This window comes from Pseudomonas sp. 15C, from assembly GCF_055484735.1.
Genome location: NZ_JBUDGD010000022.1, coordinates 56,374 through 75,891, shown reverse-complemented (window position 1 = coordinate 75,891; position 19,518 = coordinate 56,374). Strand labels below are relative to the sequence as shown.

The following is a 19,518-nucleotide window of genomic DNA, read 5'->3' as shown; positions in this document are numbered from 1 at the left end:
AGCAAGCGTTTTTTTGCTTACTTTTTTTAGGCGTTTGTAAAAAAAGTGAGTCGCCGTAAGGGCGAAACCATAAGAAGCCGTTACCGCAGCAACGGATATACCCCCCAATCCCGAGACAAAAGAAAGGCGCCCGAAGGCGCCCTCTTAAACCACAGCCGTCAGGCCATCTCCGCCGTAGTCTCGAAGTCAAACGTCAACTCACCATCCTTGATGTCGATGTGCACCACACCGCCATGCTCGGCCAGCTCGCCAAACAGAATCTCTTCTGCCAGCGGACGCTTGATCTTGTCCTGGATCAGACGCGCCATCGGACGTGCGCCCATTGCCGAGTCATAACCACCCGCCGCCAGCCAACTGCGCGCCGCGTCAGTCACCTCAAGCAACACACGCTTGTCTTCCAGCTGCGCCTGAAGCTCGGTGAGGAACTTGTCCACCACGCTCTTGATAACCTCATGACTGAGGCGACCAAACTGGATAATGGTGTCCAGACGGTTGCGGAATTCCGGCGTAAAGCTCTTCTTGATCACTTCCATCGCATCGGACGAGTGATCCTGATGAGTGAAACCGATCGAAGCGCGAGCAGCCGTTTCGGCACCGGCGTTGGTGGTCATGATCACGATCACATTGCGGAAGTCCGCCTTGCGCCCGTTGTTGTCGGTCAGCGTACCGTGGTCCATCACTTGCAACAGCAGGTTGAAGACTTCCGGGTGCGCCTTCTCGATTTCATCGAGCAGCAATACGCAATGCGGCTGCTTGGTGATCGCTTCGGTCAACAGACCGCCCTGATCGAAGCCGACATACCCTGGAGGCGCACCGATCAGACGCGAGACGGTGTGACGCTCCATATACTCGGACATGTCGAAGCGAACCAACTCGATCCCCAGCGCCTTGGCCAATTGCCGCGCGGCCTCGGTTTTACCCACACCGGTCGGCCCTGCGAACAGGAACGAACCGACTGGCTTGTCCGGCGACTTGAGCCCGGCACGAGACAGCTTGATTGCGGTCGACAGCGAATCGATCGCCGCGTCCTGACCAAACACCGTCAGCTTCAGGTCCCGCTCCAGATTACGCAGCAATTCCTTGTCGGAACTGGTGACATGCTTCGGTGGAATCCGCGCGATTTTCGCCACGATGTCTTCGACCTGCGGCACTTCGATACGCTTGACGCGCATCTCCACCGGCTGGAGACGCTGATAGGCGCCCGCCTCGTCGATCACATCGATGGCCTTGTCCGGCATATGCCGGTCGTTGATGTAGCGCGAAGCCAGTTCGGCAGCGGCGCGCAACGACTCATCGCTGTACTCGATGTTGTGGTGCTGCTCGAAACGGCCTTTGAGACCACGCAGGATGCCGATGGTGTCTTCCACCGACGGCTCGACCACATCGACCTTCTGGAAGCGACGCGCCAGAGCACGGTCCTTCTCGAAGATGCCGCGGAACTCCTGGAACGTCGTCGAACCGATGCAGCGAATGTCGCCAGACGACAGCAGCGGCTTGAGCAGATTCGAAGCATCCATGACGCCACCGGACGCAGCACCGGCACCAATAATGGTGTGGATCTCGTCGATGAACAGAATCGCCTGCGGACGCTTTTTCAGTTCATTGAGCAGCGCCTTGAAACGCTTCTCGAAATCACCGCGGTATTTGGTGCCTGCCAGCAGAGCACCAAGGTCCAGCGAGTAGACGACGCTGTTGGCCAGCAGATCAGGCACCTGATTGTCGACAATGCGCTTGGCCAGGCCTTCGGCAATCGCGGTTTTACCCACGCCTGCTTCGCCGACCAGCAGCGGATTGTTCTTGCGCCGCCGCGCGAGAATCTGCGCGACCCGCTCGACTTCCGATTCGCGACCGACCAGCGGATCGATACGACCCTGGCGCGCGAGCTCGTTGAGGTTGCTGGCATAAGCATCCAGAGGATTGCCTGAAGAAGAAGACTCACCGCCCTCGTCGTCCTGCATATCTTGTTCACCTTCAGAGTGATCGCCATGCCCCGGTACTTTGGAAATGCCGTGGGCGATGTAGTTGACGACATCGATGCGCGCAACGCTCTGCTGTTTCAGCAGGAATACGGCCTGACTCTCTTGCTCACTGAAGATGGCGACGAGCACGTTGGCGCCAGTCACTTCGCGTTTGCCGGAGCTCTGTACGTGGAAAACAGCACGCTGCAGGACACGCTGGAAGCCCAGGGTTGGCTGGGTTTCGCGATCTTCGTCATGGACGGGGATCAATGGCGTGGTGGAGTCAATGAACTCCTGCAGGTCGTGCTTGAGTTTGTCGAGGTTCGCGCCGCAGGCACGCAAAACGGTGGCGGCAGCCTCATTGTCCAATAGGGCCAACAGGAGATGTTCGACGGTCATGAACTCATGACGCTTCGAACGAGCCTCCTTGAAGGCTAGATTGAGGGTGACTTCGAGCTCGCGGTTTAACATAGCTTCACCTCATACCCAAGTGGTCGGCGATTAACCGTCCTTCTCGATTTCACAGAGTAGCGGATGCTGGCTTTCCCTGGCGTACTGGTTGACCTGCATGGCCTTTGTCTCGGCGATGTCGCGGGTAAACACTCCACATACTGCTCGTCCTTCTGTATGGACGGCCAGCATGACCTTGGTCGCCAGCTCGCGATTCAGGTTAAAAAACACCTCGAGCACTTCGACGACGAAATCCATCGGTGTGTAGTCATCGTTGAACAAAACCACCTTGTACATCGGCGGTGCCTGTAATGCAGGCTTTGCTTCCTGAACAGCAACGCCTGCCGAATCGTCGTCGTGCTCCTGTGGAAGATCCTTTTGGAGAAGCGGGCGATCCTGATTGAATGTTAGTCGAATCTGGCTGATTGCATGCATGGAAAGAAAGGTTCGTCAGTTGTGCAAATACAGTGGTGGGGGCGGTTGCCTGCGTTTTCAACTCCGACTGCCCGGTCACCTTGACTATCGGGAAAACGGTGTTACAACCAATAGAGCCCACAGTGGGTAAAAAAGATCCGCGGAGTCAATTCTTTTATCGAATTCGATTGCGGATGAACGGGATGATACTCCAGCGATGGAGACTGGTGCAGAGGGATTTGGGTATGTCAGGCGGCAAGGTTAAAGACAAGATAGACGACAAGGCCAAAGATAAGGTCAAAGACACGGCCAGAGATAAGGCCAAAGCCAAACCCATTTTCAGCGGCACGGTGAAATGGTTCAACAATGCCAAGGGATTCGGCTTTATCAATACCGAAGCCCACCAAGGCCGCGATGAGGATGGCAAGGACATCGATTTCTTTGCGCATTACTCGGCCATCGAAATGGAAGGCTACAAAACCTTGAAAGCCGGACAAGCCGTATATTTCAATATCGTCCAGGGCCCGAAAGGACTGCACGCCCACGATATAATGGACAAGGCGTCCGTTGACGCCGCCGCAGCTGCAGCCGCCGCAACCAGCATGCGCACCAGTGTAGTGGGCTGAGCTCGCCACCCAAGGCATCCGGTTATAAAAAACCGCCGAACTCACAAATCGAAATCGGCGGTTTTTTGTGTATCCGCGTTTTACATATGCGAAATCAACGCATCCCCGAAGCCCGAAGACGAAACCAGCTTGGCCCCATCCATCAAGCGTTCGAAGTCATACGTCACCGTCTTCGCCCCGATCGCACCATTGGTGCCCTTGATGATCAGATCTGCCGCTTCGGTCCAGCCCATGTGCCGCAGCATCATCTCGGCCGAGAGAATCAGCGAACCCGGGTTGACCTGATCCTTGCCGGCGTATTTCGGCGCGGTACCGTGGGTCGCTTCGAACATCGCCACGGTGTCGGACAGGTTGGCGCCCGGTGCAATACCGATGCCGCCCACTTCTGCCGCCAGGGCGTCGGACAGGTAGTCGCCGTTGAGGTTAAGCGTCGCGATCACATCGTACTCGGCCGGACGCAGCAGGATCTGCTGGAGCATGGCGTCGGCGATGGCGTCTTTGACCACCACGTTCTTGCCGGTTTTCGGGTTCTTGAACTGCATCCACGGACCGCCGTCGAGCAGGGTCGCGCCGAATTCTTCCGCCGCCACCTCGTAGGCCCATTCCTTGAAGGCACCTTCGGTGAACTTCATGATGTTGCCTTTGTGCACGATGGTCAGCGAATCGCGATCATTATCGACCACATATTGCAGAGCCTTGCGCGCCAGACGCTTGGTGCCCTCGCGAGAAACCGGCTTGACGCCGATGCCGCAGTTTTCGTCGAAACGGATCTTGGTGACGCCCATTTCCTCTTTAAGGAACTTGATGACCTTGGTGGCTTCCGGCGAACCGGCCTTCCACTCGATGCCCGCGTAGATGTCTTCGGAGTTCTCACGGAAGATCGTCATGTCGACGTCGCCAGGCTTTTTCACCGGGCTTGGCACGCCTTCGAACCAGCGCACCGGGCGCAGGCAGACGTAGAGGTCGAGTTGCTGACGCAGGGCCACGTTCAGCGAGCGGATGCCGCCACCCACCGGAGTGGTCAGCGGGCCCTTGATGGAAACGACGTAATCCTTGACCGCGTCGAGGGTTTCCTGCGGCAGCCAAGTGTCCTGATCGTAAACCTGGGTGGCTTTTTCCCCGGCGTAGACTTCCATCCAGGAAATCTTGCGTTTGCCGCCGTAGGCCTTTTCAACAGCAGCATCGACAACCTTGATCATCACCGGACTGATGTCGACACCAATACCGTCACCTTCGATGAAGGGGATGACCGGGTTATCAGGAACATTGAGAGAATGGTCTGCATTGACGGTGATTTTGTCGCCGACGGCTGGAACCTGAATCTTCTTGTAACCCATGCTGAACTCCATTGTTTGGATTGAACACCTGGCTTGCTTCGAGCGTAACCCAGTTGAATCAACACGCAAACCCTATGTTCCGCCGCCGCGCACATCTCGTTTCGTACAAGCCTGAAAGCAAAGGGAAAAGCGCCAAACTCCAGCATTCGTAACGACTCTTTGCCCAACCCTGCCCTGCGACCTTTAGACCAATGGACGAGAATCGTTGCATATGAACCATCGGCAGATTGCCAGCTACCTATGTATAATGCCGCCCGCTGACCACAGGGTCACGACGGCTGGCCTCTCTAGTACGAGACTTTCCGCCTGATTGGTCGGGCTGTTACCGCAGCCTGACTGCTTGACGCTCTACTGATGCACCCAACATCACCGCGAAGAATCTCGACATTCGGTTCATGGATGACTTTGAACGAACGCGCTTACCCGGCGCCCCTCGAGTTTCTGCGCACGCTTTAGCAAAGAAGAGAGAGTTAATCCGAATATGCCCACCCGCTCGAAGATCATCTATACCTTCACCGACGAAGCTCCTGCCCTCGCCACCTATTCCCTGCTGCCGATCATCGAGGCTTACACCGCCTCGGCCGATATCGCCGTGGAAACCCGCGATATCTCTCTTGCAGCGCGCATCCTGGCAAGCTTCCCCGAGCAACTGGGCGACAAAGCCGTAGCCGACCACCTCGCCGAACTGGGCGAACTGGCCGTTACGCCTGAAGCCAATATCATCAAGCTGCCGAACATCAGCGCTTCGGTGCCGCAACTGCAAGCCGCGATCAAAGAGCTGCAGGCGCAGGGCTACAACCTGCCGGACTACCCGGAAACCGTGACCAGCGACGCCGACAAAGACGCCAAGGCGCGTTACGACAAGGTCAAGGGCAGCGCCGTGAACCCGGTTCTGCGTGAAGGCAACTCCGACCGTCGCGCTCCACTGTCGGTGAAGAACTACGCGCGCAAGCACCCGCACAAAATGGGCGCCTGGGCCAAAGACTCCAAGTCCCACGTTGCGCACATGAGCACCGGCGATTTCTACGGCAGCGAAAAAGCCGCCCTGATCGACGCCGCTGACGCCGTGAAGATCGAGCTGATCGCCAAGGACGGTACTGCCACCGTTCTGAAAGAAAAAACCACCGTTCAGGCCGGCGAGATCCTCGACTGCGCCGTGATGAGCAAAAACGCCCTGCGTACGTTCATCGCTGCTGAAATCGAAAGCGCCAAGGCCCAGGGCGTGCTGCTCTCGGTGCACCTGAAAGCGACCATGATGAAGGTCTCCGACCCGATCATGTTCGGCCAGATCGTTGCCGAGTACTACAAAGACGCGCTGACCAAGCACGCTGACGTGCTGGCCGAGATCGGCTTCAACCTGAACAACGGCATCGGCGACCTGTATGCGCGCATCAAAGCGCTGCCGGCCGAGCAGCAAGCGCAAATCGAAGCCGACATGGCGGCGGTCTACGCTGTGCGTCCGGCGCTGGCGATGGTCAACTCCGACAAAGGCATCACCAACCTGCACGTGCCGAGCGACGTCATCGTCGACGCCTCGATGCCAGCGATGATCCGTGACTCCGGCAAGATGTGGGGCACCGACGGTCAGCTGCACGACACCAAGGCAGTGATCCCGGATCGTTGCTACGCCACCATTTACCAGGCCGTGATCGAAGACTGCAAGGCCAATGGCGCGTTCGATCCGACCACCATGGGCAGCGTGCCGAACGTCGGTCTGATGGCGAAGAAAGCCGAAGAATACGGCTCGCACGACAAGACCTTCCAGATCAAGGCTGACGGCGTGGTTCGCGTCACCGACAGCAAAGGCACCGTGCTGATGGAGCAGGCCGTTGAAGCCGGCGACATCTTCCGCATGTGCCAGACCAAAGACGCGCCGATCCAGGACTGGGTCAAACTGGCCGTCAACCGCGCTCGCGCCAGCAGCACCCCGGCGATCTTCTGGCTCGACCCGATGCGCGCTCACGACGGTGTGGTGATCGAGAAGGTTCAGGCGTACCTGAAGGATCACGACACCGCCGGTCTGGACATCCAGATCATGGCGCCGGTCGATGCAATGAAGTACACCCTGCAGCGCACCCGCGAAGGCAAGGACACCATTTCGGTGACCGGCAACGTACTGCGTGATTACCTGACCGACCTGTTCCCGATCATGGAACTGGGCACCAGCGCCAAGATGCTGTCGATCGTGCCGCTGATGAACGGCGGTGGCCTGTTCGAAACCGGCGCTGGCGGTTCGGCGCCGAAGCATGTGCAGCAACTGGTTGAAGAAAACTTCCTGCGCTGGGATTCGCTGGGTGAGTTCCTTGCCCTCGCCGCTTCCCTTGAGCATCTGGGTGTGAACTACAACAACCCGAAAGCGCTGGTGCTGTCGAAGACCCTGGACCAGGCCACCGGCCAGTTCCTCGACAACAACAAGTCGCCATCGCGTAAAGTCGGCAACATCGACAACCGCGGCAGCCACTTCTATCTGGCGATGTACTGGGCTCAGGCCCTGGCTGCCCAGACCGAAGACGCTGCACTGCAAGCGCAGTTCGCGACGCTGGCCAAAACCCTGACCGAGAACGAGGCGACCATCGTTGCCGAGCTCAACGCCGTTCAGGGCAAGCCAGTCGACATCGGCGGTTACTACCACGCCGACGCCGAGCTGATCAGCCAGGCCATGCGCCCAAGCGCAACCTTCAACGCGGCGATTGCTGCGCTGGTTTAAGGTTGTAGTGCGGTAAACAAACCCCGGCCCTGTGGCCGGGGTTTGTGTTTTTAGACTTTGTGATCAGCACAAAACCCTGTGGGAGCTGGCTTGCCAGCGATAGCGGTGGATCAGTCACCTTCAATGCTGAATGATAGGCCGCCATCGCTGGCAAGCCAGCTCCCACAGGGATCGGGTTCCAATATTCAAAAACGAGGACACCGTATGGAATGGCTGCCCCACATCACCGTCGCCACCATCGTCGAGGACAACGGCCGCTTCCTGATGGTCGAAGAGCACAAGGCCGGGCGCAATGTGCTCAATCAGCCCGCCGGGCATCTCGATCCGGATGAAACCCTGATCGAAGCCGCCGTGCGCGAAACCCTCGAAGAGACCGGCTGGGACGTCGAACCCACCAGTGTCATCGGCATTTACCTGTACACCGCGCCGAGCAACGGCGTGACTTACCAGCGTGTGTGCTTCAGCGCCAAAGCCGTCAAACACCACCCGGACTATCAGCTCGACGACGGCATCCTCGGCGCCAAGTGGCTGACCCGCGACGAATTATTGGCTCAACGGGACAACTGGCGCAGCGAGCTGATCATGCGCTGCATCGACGATTATCTGGCCGGCCATCACTTCAGCCTCGAACTGATCCGCCCTTCCCTTTAGCCTTGCGGCCGCGAGCCTGATAGAATCGCGCCCTTTTCCAAGACACTCATTGAATCCCTATGCGTGATCCAGCCCCTTCTGACACATCCAAGAAGCGCGTCATTGTCGGCATGTCCGGCGGCGTGGACTCTTCCGTTTCCGCTCTCCTGCTGATCGAGCAGGGGTATGAAGTGGAAGGCCTGTTCATGAAGAACTGGGAAGAAGACGACGGAACGGAATATTGCACCGCCATGGACGACCTGGCGGATGCTCAGGCTGTCTGCGACAAGATCGGCATAAAACTGCACACCGCCAACTTCGCTGCCGAGTACTGGGACAACGTGTTCGAGCACTTCCTGGCCGAATACAAGGCCGGACGTACGCCGAACCCGGACATCCTGTGCAACCGCGAGATCAAGTTCAAGGCGTTCCTCGACTACGCGATGATGCTTGGCGCCGACCTGATCGCCACCGGCCACTACGTGCGCCGCCGCGACATCGATGGCCGCACCGAATTGCTCAAGGGCCTAGATCCGAACAAGGATCAGAGCTACTTCCTGCACGCCGTTGGCGGCGAACAGATCGCCAAGACCCTGTTCCCGGTCGGCGAACTGGAAAAGCCGGAAGTGCGCGCGATTGCTGAGAAATACGAGCTGGCGACCGCCAAGAAGAAGGATTCCACCGGGATCTGCTTCATCGGTGAACGGCGCTTCAGCGACTTCCTCAAGCAATACCTGCCGGCGCAACCGGGTGAGATCAAAACCACCGAAGGCGAAGTCATCGGCCGTCACTACGGCTTGATGTACCACACCATCGGCCAGCGCCAGGGCCTTGGCATCGGCGGTTTGAAAGACGCCGGCGATGAACCGTGGTACGTGCTGCGCAAGGATCTGGACGTCAACGAACTGATCGTCGGCCAGGGCAACAACCATCCGTGGCTGTTCTCCGGCGCCCTGCTCGCTTCGGACATCTATTGGGTCAACCCGATCGACCTGAGCCAGCCGCTGCGCCTGACTGCCAAAGTGCGTTATCGCCAGAGCGATCAGGCCTGCACCCTGGAGAAAACCGCCAGCGGCTATCGCGCCGTGTTCGACGAGCCGCAACGCGCGGTGACGCCGGGCCAATCGGTGGTGTTCTATGACGGTGAAATCTGCCTCGGCGGCGGCGTGATCGAAGTCGCCGAGCCGTGGAGCGGCCAGGCATGAGCCCGACTCAGGAGCAACTGACGGCGCTGGGCGGTGTGTTTCTGGCCGCCGTGCTGGTCGACCGCATCGCCAAGACCGGCCAGACCAACGAAGCTGGCCTGAGCTGCATGCTCGGCAGCCTGCTGGTGCGCGATCCGAAAGACACGCTGGACGTGTACGGCGGCGATGACATCAATCTGCGCGAAGGTTATCGGGCGCTGATCGGCGCACTGGAACGCGACCCCAGCACTTTGCAGCGCGAGCCGTTGCGTTACGCACTGTCGATGCTCGGTCTGGAACGCCAACTGGCCAAGCGCGACGACATGCTCGACACCATCAGCAAGCGTTTGCCGCAGATCCAGTCGCAGGTCGAGCACTTCGGTCCGGCCCACGAAAACGTGGTGGCGGCTTGCGGCGCGCTGTATCAGGACACCCTGAGCACCTTGCGCCAGCGCATTCAGGTGCACGGCGACATGCGCAACCTGCAACAACCGAGCAATGCCTCGAAGATTCGCGCCCTGCTGCTGGCCGGGATTCGTTCGGCGCGCTTGTGGCGCCAGCTTGGCGGTCATCGCTGGCAGTTGGTGATCAGCCGCCGCAAGTTGCTCAAAGAGCTGTATCCGCTGATGCGCAGCGAGTAAACGCCGCGCGATACCAGTTTTGTAGTCTGTAACGCGTAATACGCCGGTCAGTTGGCGACGGACCGGCGGATTTTTTCATGTATGATACGCGCCCCATTTCGTTGCCCGACTGTCCGAGAACACCCCATGCAGCTCTCTTCGCTCACTGCGGTTTCCCCTGTTGACGGCCGCTACGCCGGCAAAACCCAGGCCCTGCGCCCGATTTTCAGCGAGTACGGCCTGATCCGTGCCCGTGTTCTGGTTGAAGTGCGCTGGCTCCAGCGCCTGGCCGCCCACGCCGGCATCCCTGAAGTACCGGCCTTCTCCGCCGAGGCCAACGCCGTTCTCAATGAACTGGCTGAAAACTTCTCGCTGGAGCACGCCGAGCGCGTCAAAGAGATCGAGCGCACCACCAACCACGACGTCAAGGCGATCGAATACCTGCTCAAGGAGCAGGCGGCCAAGCTGCCGGAGCTGGCCAAGGTCAGCGAGTTCATCCACTTTGCCTGCACCAGCGAAGACATCAACAACCTGTCCCACGCGCTGATGCTGCGCGAAGGCCGTGACGACGTGATGCTGCCGCTGATGCGCCAGACCGCCAACGCCATCCGCGAACTGGCCATCCGTTTCGCTGACGTGCCGATGCTGTCGCGCACCCACGGCCAACCGGCTTCGCCGACCACTCTTGGTAAAGAGCTGGCAAACGTGGTTTACCGTCTCGAGCGGCAGATCGCACAAGTCGCTGCCGTACCGCTGCTGGGCAAGATCAACGGCGCCGTCGGCAACTACAACGCGCACCTGTCGGCCTACCCGCAGATCGACTGGGAAGCCAACGCCCGCGCCTTCATCGAAGACGAGCTGGGCCTGGGCTTCAACCCGTACACCACGCAGATCGAACCGCACGACTACATCGCTGAGCTGTTCGACGCGATCGCGCGTTTCAACACCATCCTGATCGACTTCGACCGTGACATCTGGGGCTACATCTCCCTGGGTTATTTCAAGCAGCGCACCATCGCAGGCGAAATCGGTTCGTCGACCATGCCGCACAAGGTCAACCCGATCGACTTCGAAAACTCCGAAGGCAACCTGGGCATCGCCAACGCACTGTTCCAGCATCTGGCGAGCAAATTGCCGATCTCCCGCTGGCAGCGCGACCTGACCGACTCCACCGTTCTGCGCAACCTCGGTGTCGGCTTCGCCCACAGCGTGATCGCCTACGAAGCCAGCCTCAAAGGCATCAGCAAACTCGAACTCAACGAGCAGAAGATTGCCGCTGACCTCGACGCGTGCTGGGAAGTGCTGGCCGAGCCGATCCAGACCGTGATGCGCCGCTACAACATCGAAAACCCGTACGAAAAGCTGAAAGAACTGACCCGCGGCAAGGGCATCAGCCCTGAAGCGCTGCAGACTTTCATCGATGGCCTGGACATGCCAGCCGAAGCGAAAGCCGAGCTCAAGCAACTGACCCCGGCCAACTACATCGGCAACGCTGTGGCACAAGCCAAACGCATCTGATCGACCGTTTGCCCCGTTCAAGACGCCCGGCCGCGCCGGGCGTTTTTATTCCCGTCTGAAAAGTGCTTTTTTTCAATAGGTTACATATGAATTCCGATATTCCTCTTCAACTTCTGGGCGGCCTCACGGCACGCGAATTCCTGCGTGACTACTGGCAGAAAAAACCGCTGCTGATCCGTCAGGCGATTCCTGACTTCGAAAGCCCGATCGACGCCGACGAGCTGGCCGGCCTGGCCCTGGAAGAAGAAGTCGAATCGCGCCTGGTCATCGAGCACGGCGAGCGCCCATGGGAACTGCGTCGCGGCCCGTTCGCCGAAGACGAGTTCAGCAAACTCCCGGAAAAAGAGTGGACCTTGCTGGTACAAGCGGTCGACCAGTTCGTCCCGGAAGTCAGCGAGCTGCTGGAAAACTTCCGTTTTCTGCCGAGCTGGCGCGTCGACGACGTGATGATCAGCTTCGCCGCTCCCGGTGGCAGCGTTGGCCCGCACTTCGATAACTACGACGTGTTCCTGCTGCAAGGCCACGGTAAGCGCAACTGGAAAATCGGCCAGATGTGCGATTCCGAAAGCCCGCTGCTGCAACACGCCGACCTGCGCATCCTCGCCGAATTCGAACAGACCGAAGAATGGGTCCTGGAACCGGGCGACATGCTTTACCTGCCGCCGCGCCTGGCTCACTGCGGTGTCGCGGTCGACAACTGCATGACCTACTCGGTCGGCTTCCGCGCGCCGAGCGCCGCTGAAGTACTCACCCACTTCACCGACTTCCTCAGCCAGTTCCTGACTGACGAAGAGCGCTACACCGACGCCGATGCCAAGCCGGCGGCCGACCCGCACCAGATCCAGCACGATGCGCTGGACCGCCTGAAGAGCTTGCTTGCCGAGCACATGAGCGACGAGCGTCTGCTGCTGACCTGGTTCGGCCAGTACATGACCGAGCCGCGCTACCCGGAACTGGTGGTCGGCCCGGAAGACGTCGAAGAAGAAGACTTCCTCGCTGCCCTGCAGGACGGCGCCGTGCTGATTCGCAACCCGAGCGCGCGTCTGGCCTGGTCGGAAGTCGATGACGACCTGCTGCTGTTCGCCAGCGGCCAGAGCCGCTATCTGCCGGGCAAACTGCGCGAACTGCTGAAGCTGATCTGCGCCGCTGACGCCCTGCACGCCGATAACGTCGGCGACTGGCTGAACGACGAAGACGGTCGCAGCCTGCTCTGCGAACTGGTCAAGCAAGGTAGCCTGGGGTTCGCCGATGAATAAAATTCGCGTTCGTGTCGCAGACTGGCAGAAGGACATCGCCGAGATCCGGCGCATTCGTGAAACGGTGTTCATCGCCGAACAATCGGTGCCACCCGAGCTTGAGTGGGACGCGGACGACGCGACCGCCGTGCATTTTCTGGCGTTTGAAGGCGACTACCCGATCGGCACCGCGCGCTTGCTGCCCGATGGACACATCGGCCGGGTCTCGGTACTGAAAGACTGGCGCGGGATGAAAGTCGGCGACGCGCTGATGCAAGCGGTCATCGCCGAAGCGGAAGCGCGCGGCCTGAAGCAGCAAATGCTCAGCGCACAGGTGCAGGCCACGGCGTTCTACGAGCGCCTGGGTTTCAGCCTGGTCAGCGAGGAGTTCCTCGAAGCCGGGATTCCGCATGTCGACATGGTTCGGCATTCGGCCTGAGACCGCATCGCGGCTTTCGCGAGCAGGCTCGCTCCCACACTTGATCTCTGCCGGACACAAAACTTGTGCTCACTGGAGACCTACTGTGGAAGCGAGCCTGCTCGCGACAAGGCCTGCAAGCACACCCCAAACCGCCCCGCTATCTCACGATGCCGGGGCGTTTTGCTGTCTACGATTCAACTTGCCCCACCCCGGGCCGACAAACTGGCAATATCAAGCCTTTCGAACGCGGAGATAACGGACATGTCCCTACGCACCCTGCTCACCACCCTGCTGCTCGGCTGCAGTTTTTCGGTGCTGGCAGCCACAGAAATCGTGCCGCTCAATTACCGCACCAGCGCCGACATGCTGCCGATGGCGCAAGACTTCCTCGGCAAGGACGGCCAGGTCAGCGCCTATGGCAATCAACTGATCATCAAGGCCGAACCGGACAAGATTCAGGAACTCAAGGCACTGATCGGCCAGCTCGACACCGCGCCCAAGCGCCTGCTGATCACCGTCGATACCAACGAAAACAATGGCCGTGGCGACGAAGGCTACTCGGTCAATGGCGCCCAGCCGAACCAGACCCGGATCATCAGCCGCAGCACCACCAGCCGCAACGGCGGCGTTCAGCAGGTTCAGACCAGTGAAGGCACTCCGGCGCTGATCCAGGTCGGCCAGAGTGTGCCGATCACCAACACTCAAAGCGACTCCTACGGCGGTTACAGCAGCGAGACCCAATACCGCAACGTCACCCAGGGTTTCTACGTCACCGCCAGTGTCACCGGCGAGACCGTTCATCTGGCGATCAGCACCAATCGTGACCGCATGAGCCAGGAACGTCCCGATGTAGTGAACGTGCAAAGCACCGACACAACCGTCAGCGGACGCCTCGGTGAATGGATCACCTTGGCCGGCGTCAACAGCCAGACCCAGGCCGATAAACAGGGCCTGACCCGCAGCTACTCGACTCAAGGCCGGGATGACATGACCCTGCGGGTGAAAGTCGACGCACTGGACTAAAGCACCGAAAACTGACTGATTAGTCGTATTAGACGAAAGATGTAGTGCTTGAAAAAAAGCACTACAAAACGTTTGACGCGAAAAAAAAGCGAAGGCATGATGGCCTCGCTCCCGCTAATCAGGGGCCCTGGCAAGGGCCTTCGAAGCGCCGCCCGCACCTACCCCGCGAGCCGTTTCGTGTCTGTACCGCCCACAAGGTGTGTTTGACGAGGTTGCCGACTGGAACGAAGTTGTCCCGAGGGACGGAAGCGTATTTAGGTAACCCGGCTTCACGCTGCAGACCGCATAAAGGCCCACGACGCCGGAATGCGCCCGCACCGCGCCACTACCTGCTCACTTCCCCTCGAGCCCATCGTTCATCCCGTCGCCTACCCCGCCGAATCCGACTTGACCACCTAAGCTTCTGGTCAGCGAGCGCAGGAATTTTCCACCGCAGAACAACTTTTCAATAAAGACGCGACGAGGTTTATCTCCATGGCACTGACACGCGAACAGCAAATTGCAGCCCTCGAAAAAGACTGGGCTGAGAACCCGCGCTGGAAAGGCGTGACACGCACTTACTCCGCTGCTGACGTGGTCCGTCTGCGTGGCTCGGTCCAGCCTGAGCACACCTTTGCGAAGATGGGCGCCGAGAAGCTGTGGAACCTGGTCACCCAGGGTGCCAAGCCGTCCTTCCGTCCTGAGAAAGATTTCGTCAACTGCATGGGTGCCCTGACGGGTGGCCAAGCTGTTCAGCAGGTCAAAGCCGGTATCCAGGCGATCTACCTGTCGGGCTGGCAAGTGGCTGCGGACAACAACTCCGCAGAATCCATGTACCCGGACCAGTCGCTGTACCCGGTGGACTCGGTGCCAACCGTGGTCAAGCGCATCAACAACTCGTTCCGTCGTGCCGACCAGATCCAGTGGAAAGCCGGCAAGAACCCGGGCGACGACGGCTACATCGACTACTTCGCGCCAATCGTGGCTGACGCTGAAGCCGGTTTCGGCGGCGTACTCAACGCTTACGAGCTGATGAAAAGCATGATCGAAGCAGGCGCCGCCGGCGTTCACTTCGAAGACCAACTGGCGTCGGTAAAAAAATGCGGCCACATGGGCGGCAAGGTACTGGTACCGACCCAGGAAGCCGTACAGAAGCTGACCGCTGCGCGTCTGGCGGCTGACGTTGCTGGCACGCCGACCATCATCCTGGCGCGTACCGATGCCAACGCCGCGGACCTGCTGACGTCCGACTGCGACCCGTACGACCAGCCGTTCGTGACTGGCGAGCGCACCCAGGAAGGTTTCTACAAGGTTCGTGCCGGCCTGGACCAAGCCATCGCCCGTGGTCTGGCTTACGCGCCATACGCCGACCTGATCTGGTGCGAAACCGCCAAGCCGGATCTGGAAGAAGCCCGTCGCTTCGCTGAAGCGATCAAGAAGGAATACCCGGACCAACTGCTGTCGTACAACTGCTCGCCTTCCTTCAACTGGAAGAAAAACCTGGACGACGCGACCATCGCCAAATTCCAGCGCGAACTGTCCGCCATGGGCTACAAGCACCAGTTCATCACCCTGGCCGGCATTCACAACATGTGGCACAGCATGTTCAACCTGGCGCACGACTACGCCCGCAACGACATGACTGCCTACGTGAAGCTGCAAGAGCAGGAATTCGCTGATGCCGCCAAGGGTTACACCTTCGTGGCGCACCAGCAGGAAGTGGGCACTGGCTACTTCGACGACATGACCACCGTGATCCAGGGCGGCTCGTCGTCGGTGACCGCGCTGACCGGTTCGACCGAAGAAGAACAGTTCCACTGATAGCGCTTCGCTGAGCAAACGGCCTTTGCGGATCGAATAAAAAGCTAACCGCAGAGCCGCAAGACTGACGCCCCGACTGGTTCGGGGCGTTTTTTTTTGCCGCGATTTTTGAACACCGCCGATCCCCTGCAGGAGTGAGCCTGCTCGCGATAGCGGCGTGTCAGTTAATGCATGTGCTGGCAGATACACCGCTTTCGCGAGCAGGCTCACTCCTACAGAGGTCTTGCGGTGTCAGCACAAAACATTGATCTGACGCGCCACAAGCGTCAGAAATTTCCGCTACAACGGTAGGCTTTGCTACTTGCAGTAACGCGCAAGTAAGACAACTTCCCAATCCCTCACCCGATAAACAGTTACAAATCCGACTCAAACGATATCAATTATCATTTAGCCGCAACTATGATCATTACAGCGCAAGCAAAACATTATTCGCGGAAAACCGTCTGATGCCCGGAAAGCCTGGGCCGAAAGGGTTTCGGAGGCCGCTATGTCCTTATTCCAATAAATAATTTCGCCATTGGAATTTTACTTGCCGGGTGTTTAGCCATAAAATCAGCCCGATTGATTGCTGCGACATATCGTCACTGCCTTATTTCTTTATCAAGCTCAGAGACCTTTGCTCTCTGTTAAGGATTACCAGCATGCCCGAAGCGACAGGACTCATGGCCCACAACTGGGGCTTTGCCATTTTCCTTCTGGGTGTCGTCGGCCTCTGCGCCTTCATGCTTGGCGTCTCCAGCCTCCTTGGGTCAAAAGCCTGGGGTCGCAGCAAAAACGAACCGTTCGAGTCGGGCATGCTACCTACCGGTGGCGCCCGCTTGCGGCTCTCAGCCAAATTCTATCTGGTCGCGATGCTCTTCGTGATCTTCGATATCGAAGCCCTCTTTCTCTTTGCATGGTCTGTGTCCGTCCGCGAAAGCGGCTGGACCGGATTCGTCGAAGCTCTCGTTTTCATAGCAATTCTGTTGGCAGGTCTTGTCTACCTGTTCCGAGTGGGCGCCCTTGACTGGGCTCCGGAAGCTCGTCGCAAGCGGCAGGCGAAGCTGAAACAATGAGGCTTTGGCAATGCAATACAATCTCACCAGGATCGACCCCGATGCTCCTAACGAGCAGTATCCGATTGGCCAGCGGGAAACCGTTGCCGATCCGTTAGAAGATCAAGTCCACAAAAACATTTTCATGGGCAAGCTCGAAGACGTGCTGAGTGGCGCGGTCAACTGGGGGCGTAAAAACTCCCTGTGGCCTTACAACTTCGGCCTGTCGTGCTGCTACGTGGAAATGACCACCGCCTTCACGGCGCCCCACGACATCGCGCGCTTTGGCGCCGAAGTGATCCGGGCCTCGCCGCGTCAGGCCGACTTCATGGTTATCGCCGGTACCTGCTTCATCAAGATGGCGCCGATCATTCAGCGTCTCTACGAGCAGATGCTCGAACCCAAGTGGGTGATTTCCATGGGTTCGTGCGCCAACTCCGGTGGCATGTACGACATCTACTCCGTGGTTCAAGGCGTGGACAAGTTCCTGCCCGTGGACGTCTACGTACCTGGCTGCCCGCCCCGTCCGGAAGCATTTCTGCAAGGCTTGATGCTGTTGCAGGAATCGATTGGACAGGAGCGTCGTCCGCTTTCCTGGGTCGTTGGTGATCAAGGCGTGTATCGCGCCGACATGCCTTCGCAAAAGGAACAGCGCCGCGAACAGCGAATCGCAGTCACCAATCTGCGCAGCCCTGACGAAGTCTGATCCAGATCTGTTCTTAGTAACGAGAAGCTGGCTTCATTCTTTACGTTGACCGAAAGCGAAAAAATAACCATGACTACAGGCAGTGCTCTGTACATCCCGCCTTACAAGGCAGACGACCAGGATGTGGTCGTCGAATTGAACAACCGCTTTGGCGCCGAAGCGTTCACCGCTCAGGCAACCCGCACCGGCATGCCGGTGCTGTGGGTGGCCCGCGCCAAGCTGGTTGAAGTCCTGACTTTCCTGCGCAACCTGCCCAAGCCGTACGTCATGCTCTATGACCTGCACGGCGTGGACGAGCGTCTGCGCACCAAGCGTCAAGGGCTGCCGACCGGCGCCGATTTCACCGTGTTCTATCACCTCATGTCGCTGGAGCGTAATAGTGACGTGATGATCAAGGTCGCCTTGTCCGAAGGCGACCTCAGCATGCCTTCCGTCACCAGCATCTGGCCGAACGCCAACTGGTACGAGCGCGAAGTCTGGGACATGTTCGGTATCGACTTCAAAGGCCACCCGCACCTGTCGCGCATCATGATGCCGCCGACCTGGGAAGGTCACCCGCTGCGCAAGGACTTCCCGGCGCGCGCCACCGAATTCGATCCGTTCAGCCTCAACCTCGCCAAGCAGCAGCTTGAGGAAGAAGCCGCGCGTTTCCGCCCTGAAGACTGGGGCATGAAACGTTCCGGCGCCAATGAGGACTACATGTTCCTCAACCTCGGCCCGAACCACCCTTCGGCGCACGGTGCGTTCCGCATCATTCTGCAGCTGGACGGTGAAGAGATCGTCGATTGCGTCCCTGACATCGGTTACCACCACCGTGGCGCCGAGAAGATGGGCGAGCGTCAGTCCTGGCACAGCTACATTCCGTACACCGACCGCATCGACTACCTCGGCGGCGTGATGAACAACCTGCCGTACGTGCTCTCGGTCGAGAAGCTGGCCGGCATCAAGGTGCCGCAGAAGGTCGACGTCATCCGCATCATGATGGCCGAGTTCTTCCGGATCACCAGCCACCTGCTGTTCCTGGGTACCTACATCCAGGACGTCGGCGCCATGACGCCGGTGTTCTTCACCTTCACCGACCGCCAGAAAGCGTACACGGTGATCGAAGCGATCACCGGTTTCCGTCTGCATCCGGCCTGGTACCGCATCGGCGGCGTTGCCCACGATCTGCCGCGCGGCTGGGAAAAACTGGTCAAGGATTTCGTCGAGTGGATGCCCAAGCGTCTGGACGAATACACCAAGGCTGCGCTGCAGAACAGCATCCTCAAGGGTCGTACCGTCGGCGTCGCTGCCTACAACACCAAAGAGGCCCTGGAATGGGGCGTCACCGGTGCCGGCCTGCGTTCGACCGGTTGCGATTTCGACCTGCGTAAAGCGCGTCCGTACTCGGGCTACGAAAACTTCGAATTCGAAGTGCCGCTGGCCGTCAACGGCGATGCCTACGACCGCTGCATGGTCCGCGTCGAAGAGATGCGCCAGAGCATCAAGATCATCGACCAGTGCATGCGCAACATGCCGGAAGGCCCGTACAAGGCGGATCACCCGCTGACCACGCCGCCGCCCAAAGAGCGCACGCTGCAGCACATCGAAACCCTGATCACGCACTTCCTGCAGGTTTCGTGGGGCCCGGTCATGCCGGCCAACGAATCCTTCCAGATGATCGAAGCGACCAAGGGCATCAACAGTTATTACCTGACGAGCGACGGCGGCACCATGAGCTACCGTACCCGGATCCGCACTCCGAGCTTCCCGCACCTGCAGCAGATCCCTTCGGTGATCAAAGGCAGCATGGTCGCGGACTTGATTGCGTACCTGGGTAGTATCGACTTCGTTATGGCCGACGTGGACCGCTAAG

16 protein-coding genes are annotated in these 19,518 nt (G+C 59.2%); 13 read left to right on the top strand and 3 right to left on the bottom strand.

Annotated elements, in window-relative coordinates; all coding sequences use genetic code 11:
* Positions 1–158: 158 nt before the first annotated feature.
* Positions 159–2,429, bottom strand: coding sequence for an ATP-dependent Clp protease ATP-binding subunit ClpA (gene clpA / locus ACYYKW_RS13820; RefSeq protein ID WP_007964841.1), 2,271 nt, complete (start codon positions 2,427–2,429; stop codon positions 159–161).
* A gap of 30 nt (positions 2,430–2,459) precedes the next feature.
* The gene (gene clpS, locus ACYYKW_RS13815) at positions 2,460–2,843 is read right to left on the bottom strand and encodes an ATP-dependent Clp protease adapter ClpS (RefSeq protein WP_011334948.1); all 384 of its coding nucleotides are present in this window, start codon (positions 2,841–2,843) and stop codon (positions 2,460–2,462) included.
* Positions 2,844–3,157: 314 nt separating this feature from the next.
* On the opposite strand from clpS, the gene ACYYKW_RS13810 reads away from it, so the two are divergent.
* Positions 3,158–3,448: a cold shock domain-containing protein gene (locus ACYYKW_RS13810; protein WP_093106614.1), complete on the top strand. Its 291-nt coding sequence runs from the start codon at positions 3,158–3,160 to the stop codon at positions 3,446–3,448.
* 80 nt (positions 3,449–3,528) lie between these two features.
* On the opposite strand, the gene icd is transcribed toward ACYYKW_RS13810, so the two are convergent.
* Entirely contained in the window at positions 3,529–4,785 is a 1,257-nt protein-coding gene (icd, locus tag ACYYKW_RS13805) for an NADP-dependent isocitrate dehydrogenase (protein ID WP_090284351.1), read from the bottom strand.
* Positions 4,786–5,266: 481 nt separating this feature from the next.
* On the opposite strand from icd, the gene ACYYKW_RS13800 reads away from it, so the two are divergent.
* The 12 genes from ACYYKW_RS13800 to nuoC all read left to right on the top strand — a co-directional run bounded on the left by ACYYKW_RS13800 (position 5,267) and on the right by nuoC (position 19,517).
* Positions 5,267–7,492 carry an NADP-dependent isocitrate dehydrogenase gene (locus ACYYKW_RS13800; RefSeq protein ID WP_093100582.1) on the top strand — a complete coding sequence of 742 codons (2,226 nt, stop codon included), beginning with the start codon at positions 5,267–5,269 and terminating at the stop codon, positions 7,490–7,492.
* A gap of 204 nt (positions 7,493–7,696) precedes the next feature.
* Positions 7,697–8,143 (top strand): NUDIX hydrolase, encoded by a 447-nt coding sequence (locus ACYYKW_RS13795; RefSeq protein ID WP_336355927.1) that lies wholly within the window; start codon positions 7,697–7,699, stop codon positions 8,141–8,143.
* A 59-nt stretch (positions 8,144–8,202) separates the two neighbouring features.
* Positions 8,203–9,327 (top strand): tRNA 2-thiouridine(34) synthase MnmA, encoded by a 1,125-nt coding sequence (gene mnmA / locus ACYYKW_RS13790; RefSeq protein ID WP_464990365.1) that lies wholly within the window; start codon positions 8,203–8,205, stop codon positions 9,325–9,327.
* A complete protein-coding gene (hflD, locus tag ACYYKW_RS13785) occupies positions 9,324–9,947 on the top strand; it encodes a high frequency lysogenization protein HflD (protein ID WP_090284360.1) in 624 nt (207 codons plus the stop codon). Before mnmA ends, hflD begins: the two co-directional genes overlap by 4 nt.
* A gap of 126 nt (positions 9,948–10,073) precedes the next feature.
* Positions 10,074–11,444, top strand: coding sequence for an adenylosuccinate lyase (purB, locus tag ACYYKW_RS13780; RefSeq protein WP_003223822.1), 1,371 nt, complete (start codon positions 10,074–10,076; stop codon positions 11,442–11,444).
* A gap of 86 nt (positions 11,445–11,530) precedes the next feature.
* A complete protein-coding gene (locus tag ACYYKW_RS13775; protein WP_093100576.1) occupies positions 11,531–12,700 on the top strand; it encodes a ribosomal protein uL16 3-hydroxylase in 1,170 nt (389 codons plus the stop codon).
* Positions 12,693–13,118 (top strand): GNAT family N-acetyltransferase, encoded by a 426-nt coding sequence (locus ACYYKW_RS13770; protein ID WP_090284364.1) that lies wholly within the window; start codon positions 12,693–12,695, stop codon positions 13,116–13,118. The genes ACYYKW_RS13775 and ACYYKW_RS13770 overlap by 8 nt, the downstream gene beginning before the upstream one ends.
* Positions 13,119–13,361: 243 nt before the next feature.
* On the top strand, positions 13,362–14,123 hold the full coding sequence (locus tag ACYYKW_RS13765) for a secretin N-terminal domain-containing protein (RefSeq protein ID WP_336355929.1): 762 nt from the start codon (positions 13,362–13,364) through the stop codon (positions 14,121–14,123).
* A 474-nt stretch (positions 14,124–14,597) separates the two neighbouring features.
* On the top strand, positions 14,598–15,923 hold the full coding sequence (gene aceA, locus ACYYKW_RS13760) for an isocitrate lyase (RefSeq protein ID WP_016775277.1): 1,326 nt from the start codon (positions 14,598–14,600) through the stop codon (positions 15,921–15,923).
* A 641-nt stretch (positions 15,924–16,564) separates the two neighbouring features.
* Complete coding sequence (locus ACYYKW_RS13755; protein WP_003223812.1) at positions 16,565–16,978, top strand: NADH-quinone oxidoreductase subunit A; 414 nt, start codon at positions 16,565–16,567, stop codon at positions 16,976–16,978.
* 10 nt (positions 16,979–16,988) lie between these two features.
* Positions 16,989–17,663, top strand: coding sequence for a NuoB/complex I 20 kDa subunit family protein (locus ACYYKW_RS13750; protein WP_016775278.1), 675 nt, complete (start codon positions 16,989–16,991; stop codon positions 17,661–17,663).
* A gap of 69 nt (positions 17,664–17,732) precedes the next feature.
* Positions 17,733–19,517, top strand: coding sequence for an NADH-quinone oxidoreductase subunit C/D (gene nuoC / locus ACYYKW_RS13745; RefSeq protein WP_076563524.1), 1,785 nt, complete (start codon positions 17,733–17,735; stop codon positions 19,515–19,517).
* Position 19,518: the final 1 nt, after the last annotated feature.

Excerpts from the sequence above, each read along its gene's own strand:
- clpA (WP_007964841.1), bottom strand. The coding sequence starts at position 2,429 with ATGTTAAACCGCGAGCTCGAAGTCACCCTCAATCTAGCCTTCAAGGAG.
- clpS (WP_011334948.1), bottom strand. The coding sequence starts at position 2,843 with ATGCATGCAATCAGCCAGATTCGACTAACATTCAATCAGGATCGCCCG.
- icd (WP_090284351.1), bottom strand. The coding sequence starts at position 4,785 with ATGGGTTACAAGAAGATTCAGGTTCCAGCCGTCGGCGACAAAATCACC.
- ACYYKW_RS13800 (WP_093100582.1), top strand. The coding sequence starts at position 5,267 with ATGCCCACCCGCTCGAAGATCATCTATACCTTCACCGACGAAGCTCCT.
- ACYYKW_RS13795 (WP_336355927.1), top strand. The coding sequence starts at position 7,697 with ATGGAATGGCTGCCCCACATCACCGTCGCCACCATCGTCGAGGACAAC.
- mnmA (WP_464990365.1), top strand. The coding sequence starts at position 8,203 with ATGCGTGATCCAGCCCCTTCTGACACATCCAAGAAGCGCGTCATTGTC.
- hflD (WP_090284360.1), top strand. The coding sequence starts at position 9,324 with ATGAGCCCGACTCAGGAGCAACTGACGGCGCTGGGCGGTGTGTTTCTG.
- purB (WP_003223822.1), top strand. The coding sequence starts at position 10,074 with ATGCAGCTCTCTTCGCTCACTGCGGTTTCCCCTGTTGACGGCCGCTAC.
- ACYYKW_RS13775 (WP_093100576.1), top strand. The coding sequence starts at position 11,531 with ATGAATTCCGATATTCCTCTTCAACTTCTGGGCGGCCTCACGGCACGC.
- ACYYKW_RS13770 (WP_090284364.1), top strand. The coding sequence starts at position 12,693 with ATGAATAAAATTCGCGTTCGTGTCGCAGACTGGCAGAAGGACATCGCC.
- ACYYKW_RS13765 (WP_336355929.1), top strand. The coding sequence starts at position 13,362 with ATGTCCCTACGCACCCTGCTCACCACCCTGCTGCTCGGCTGCAGTTTT.
- aceA (WP_016775277.1), top strand. The coding sequence starts at position 14,598 with ATGGCACTGACACGCGAACAGCAAATTGCAGCCCTCGAAAAAGACTGG.
- ACYYKW_RS13755 (WP_003223812.1), top strand. The coding sequence starts at position 16,565 with ATGCCCGAAGCGACAGGACTCATGGCCCACAACTGGGGCTTTGCCATT.
- ACYYKW_RS13750 (WP_016775278.1), top strand. The coding sequence starts at position 16,989 with ATGCAATACAATCTCACCAGGATCGACCCCGATGCTCCTAACGAGCAG.
- nuoC (WP_076563524.1), top strand. The coding sequence starts at position 17,733 with ATGACTACAGGCAGTGCTCTGTACATCCCGCCTTACAAGGCAGACGAC.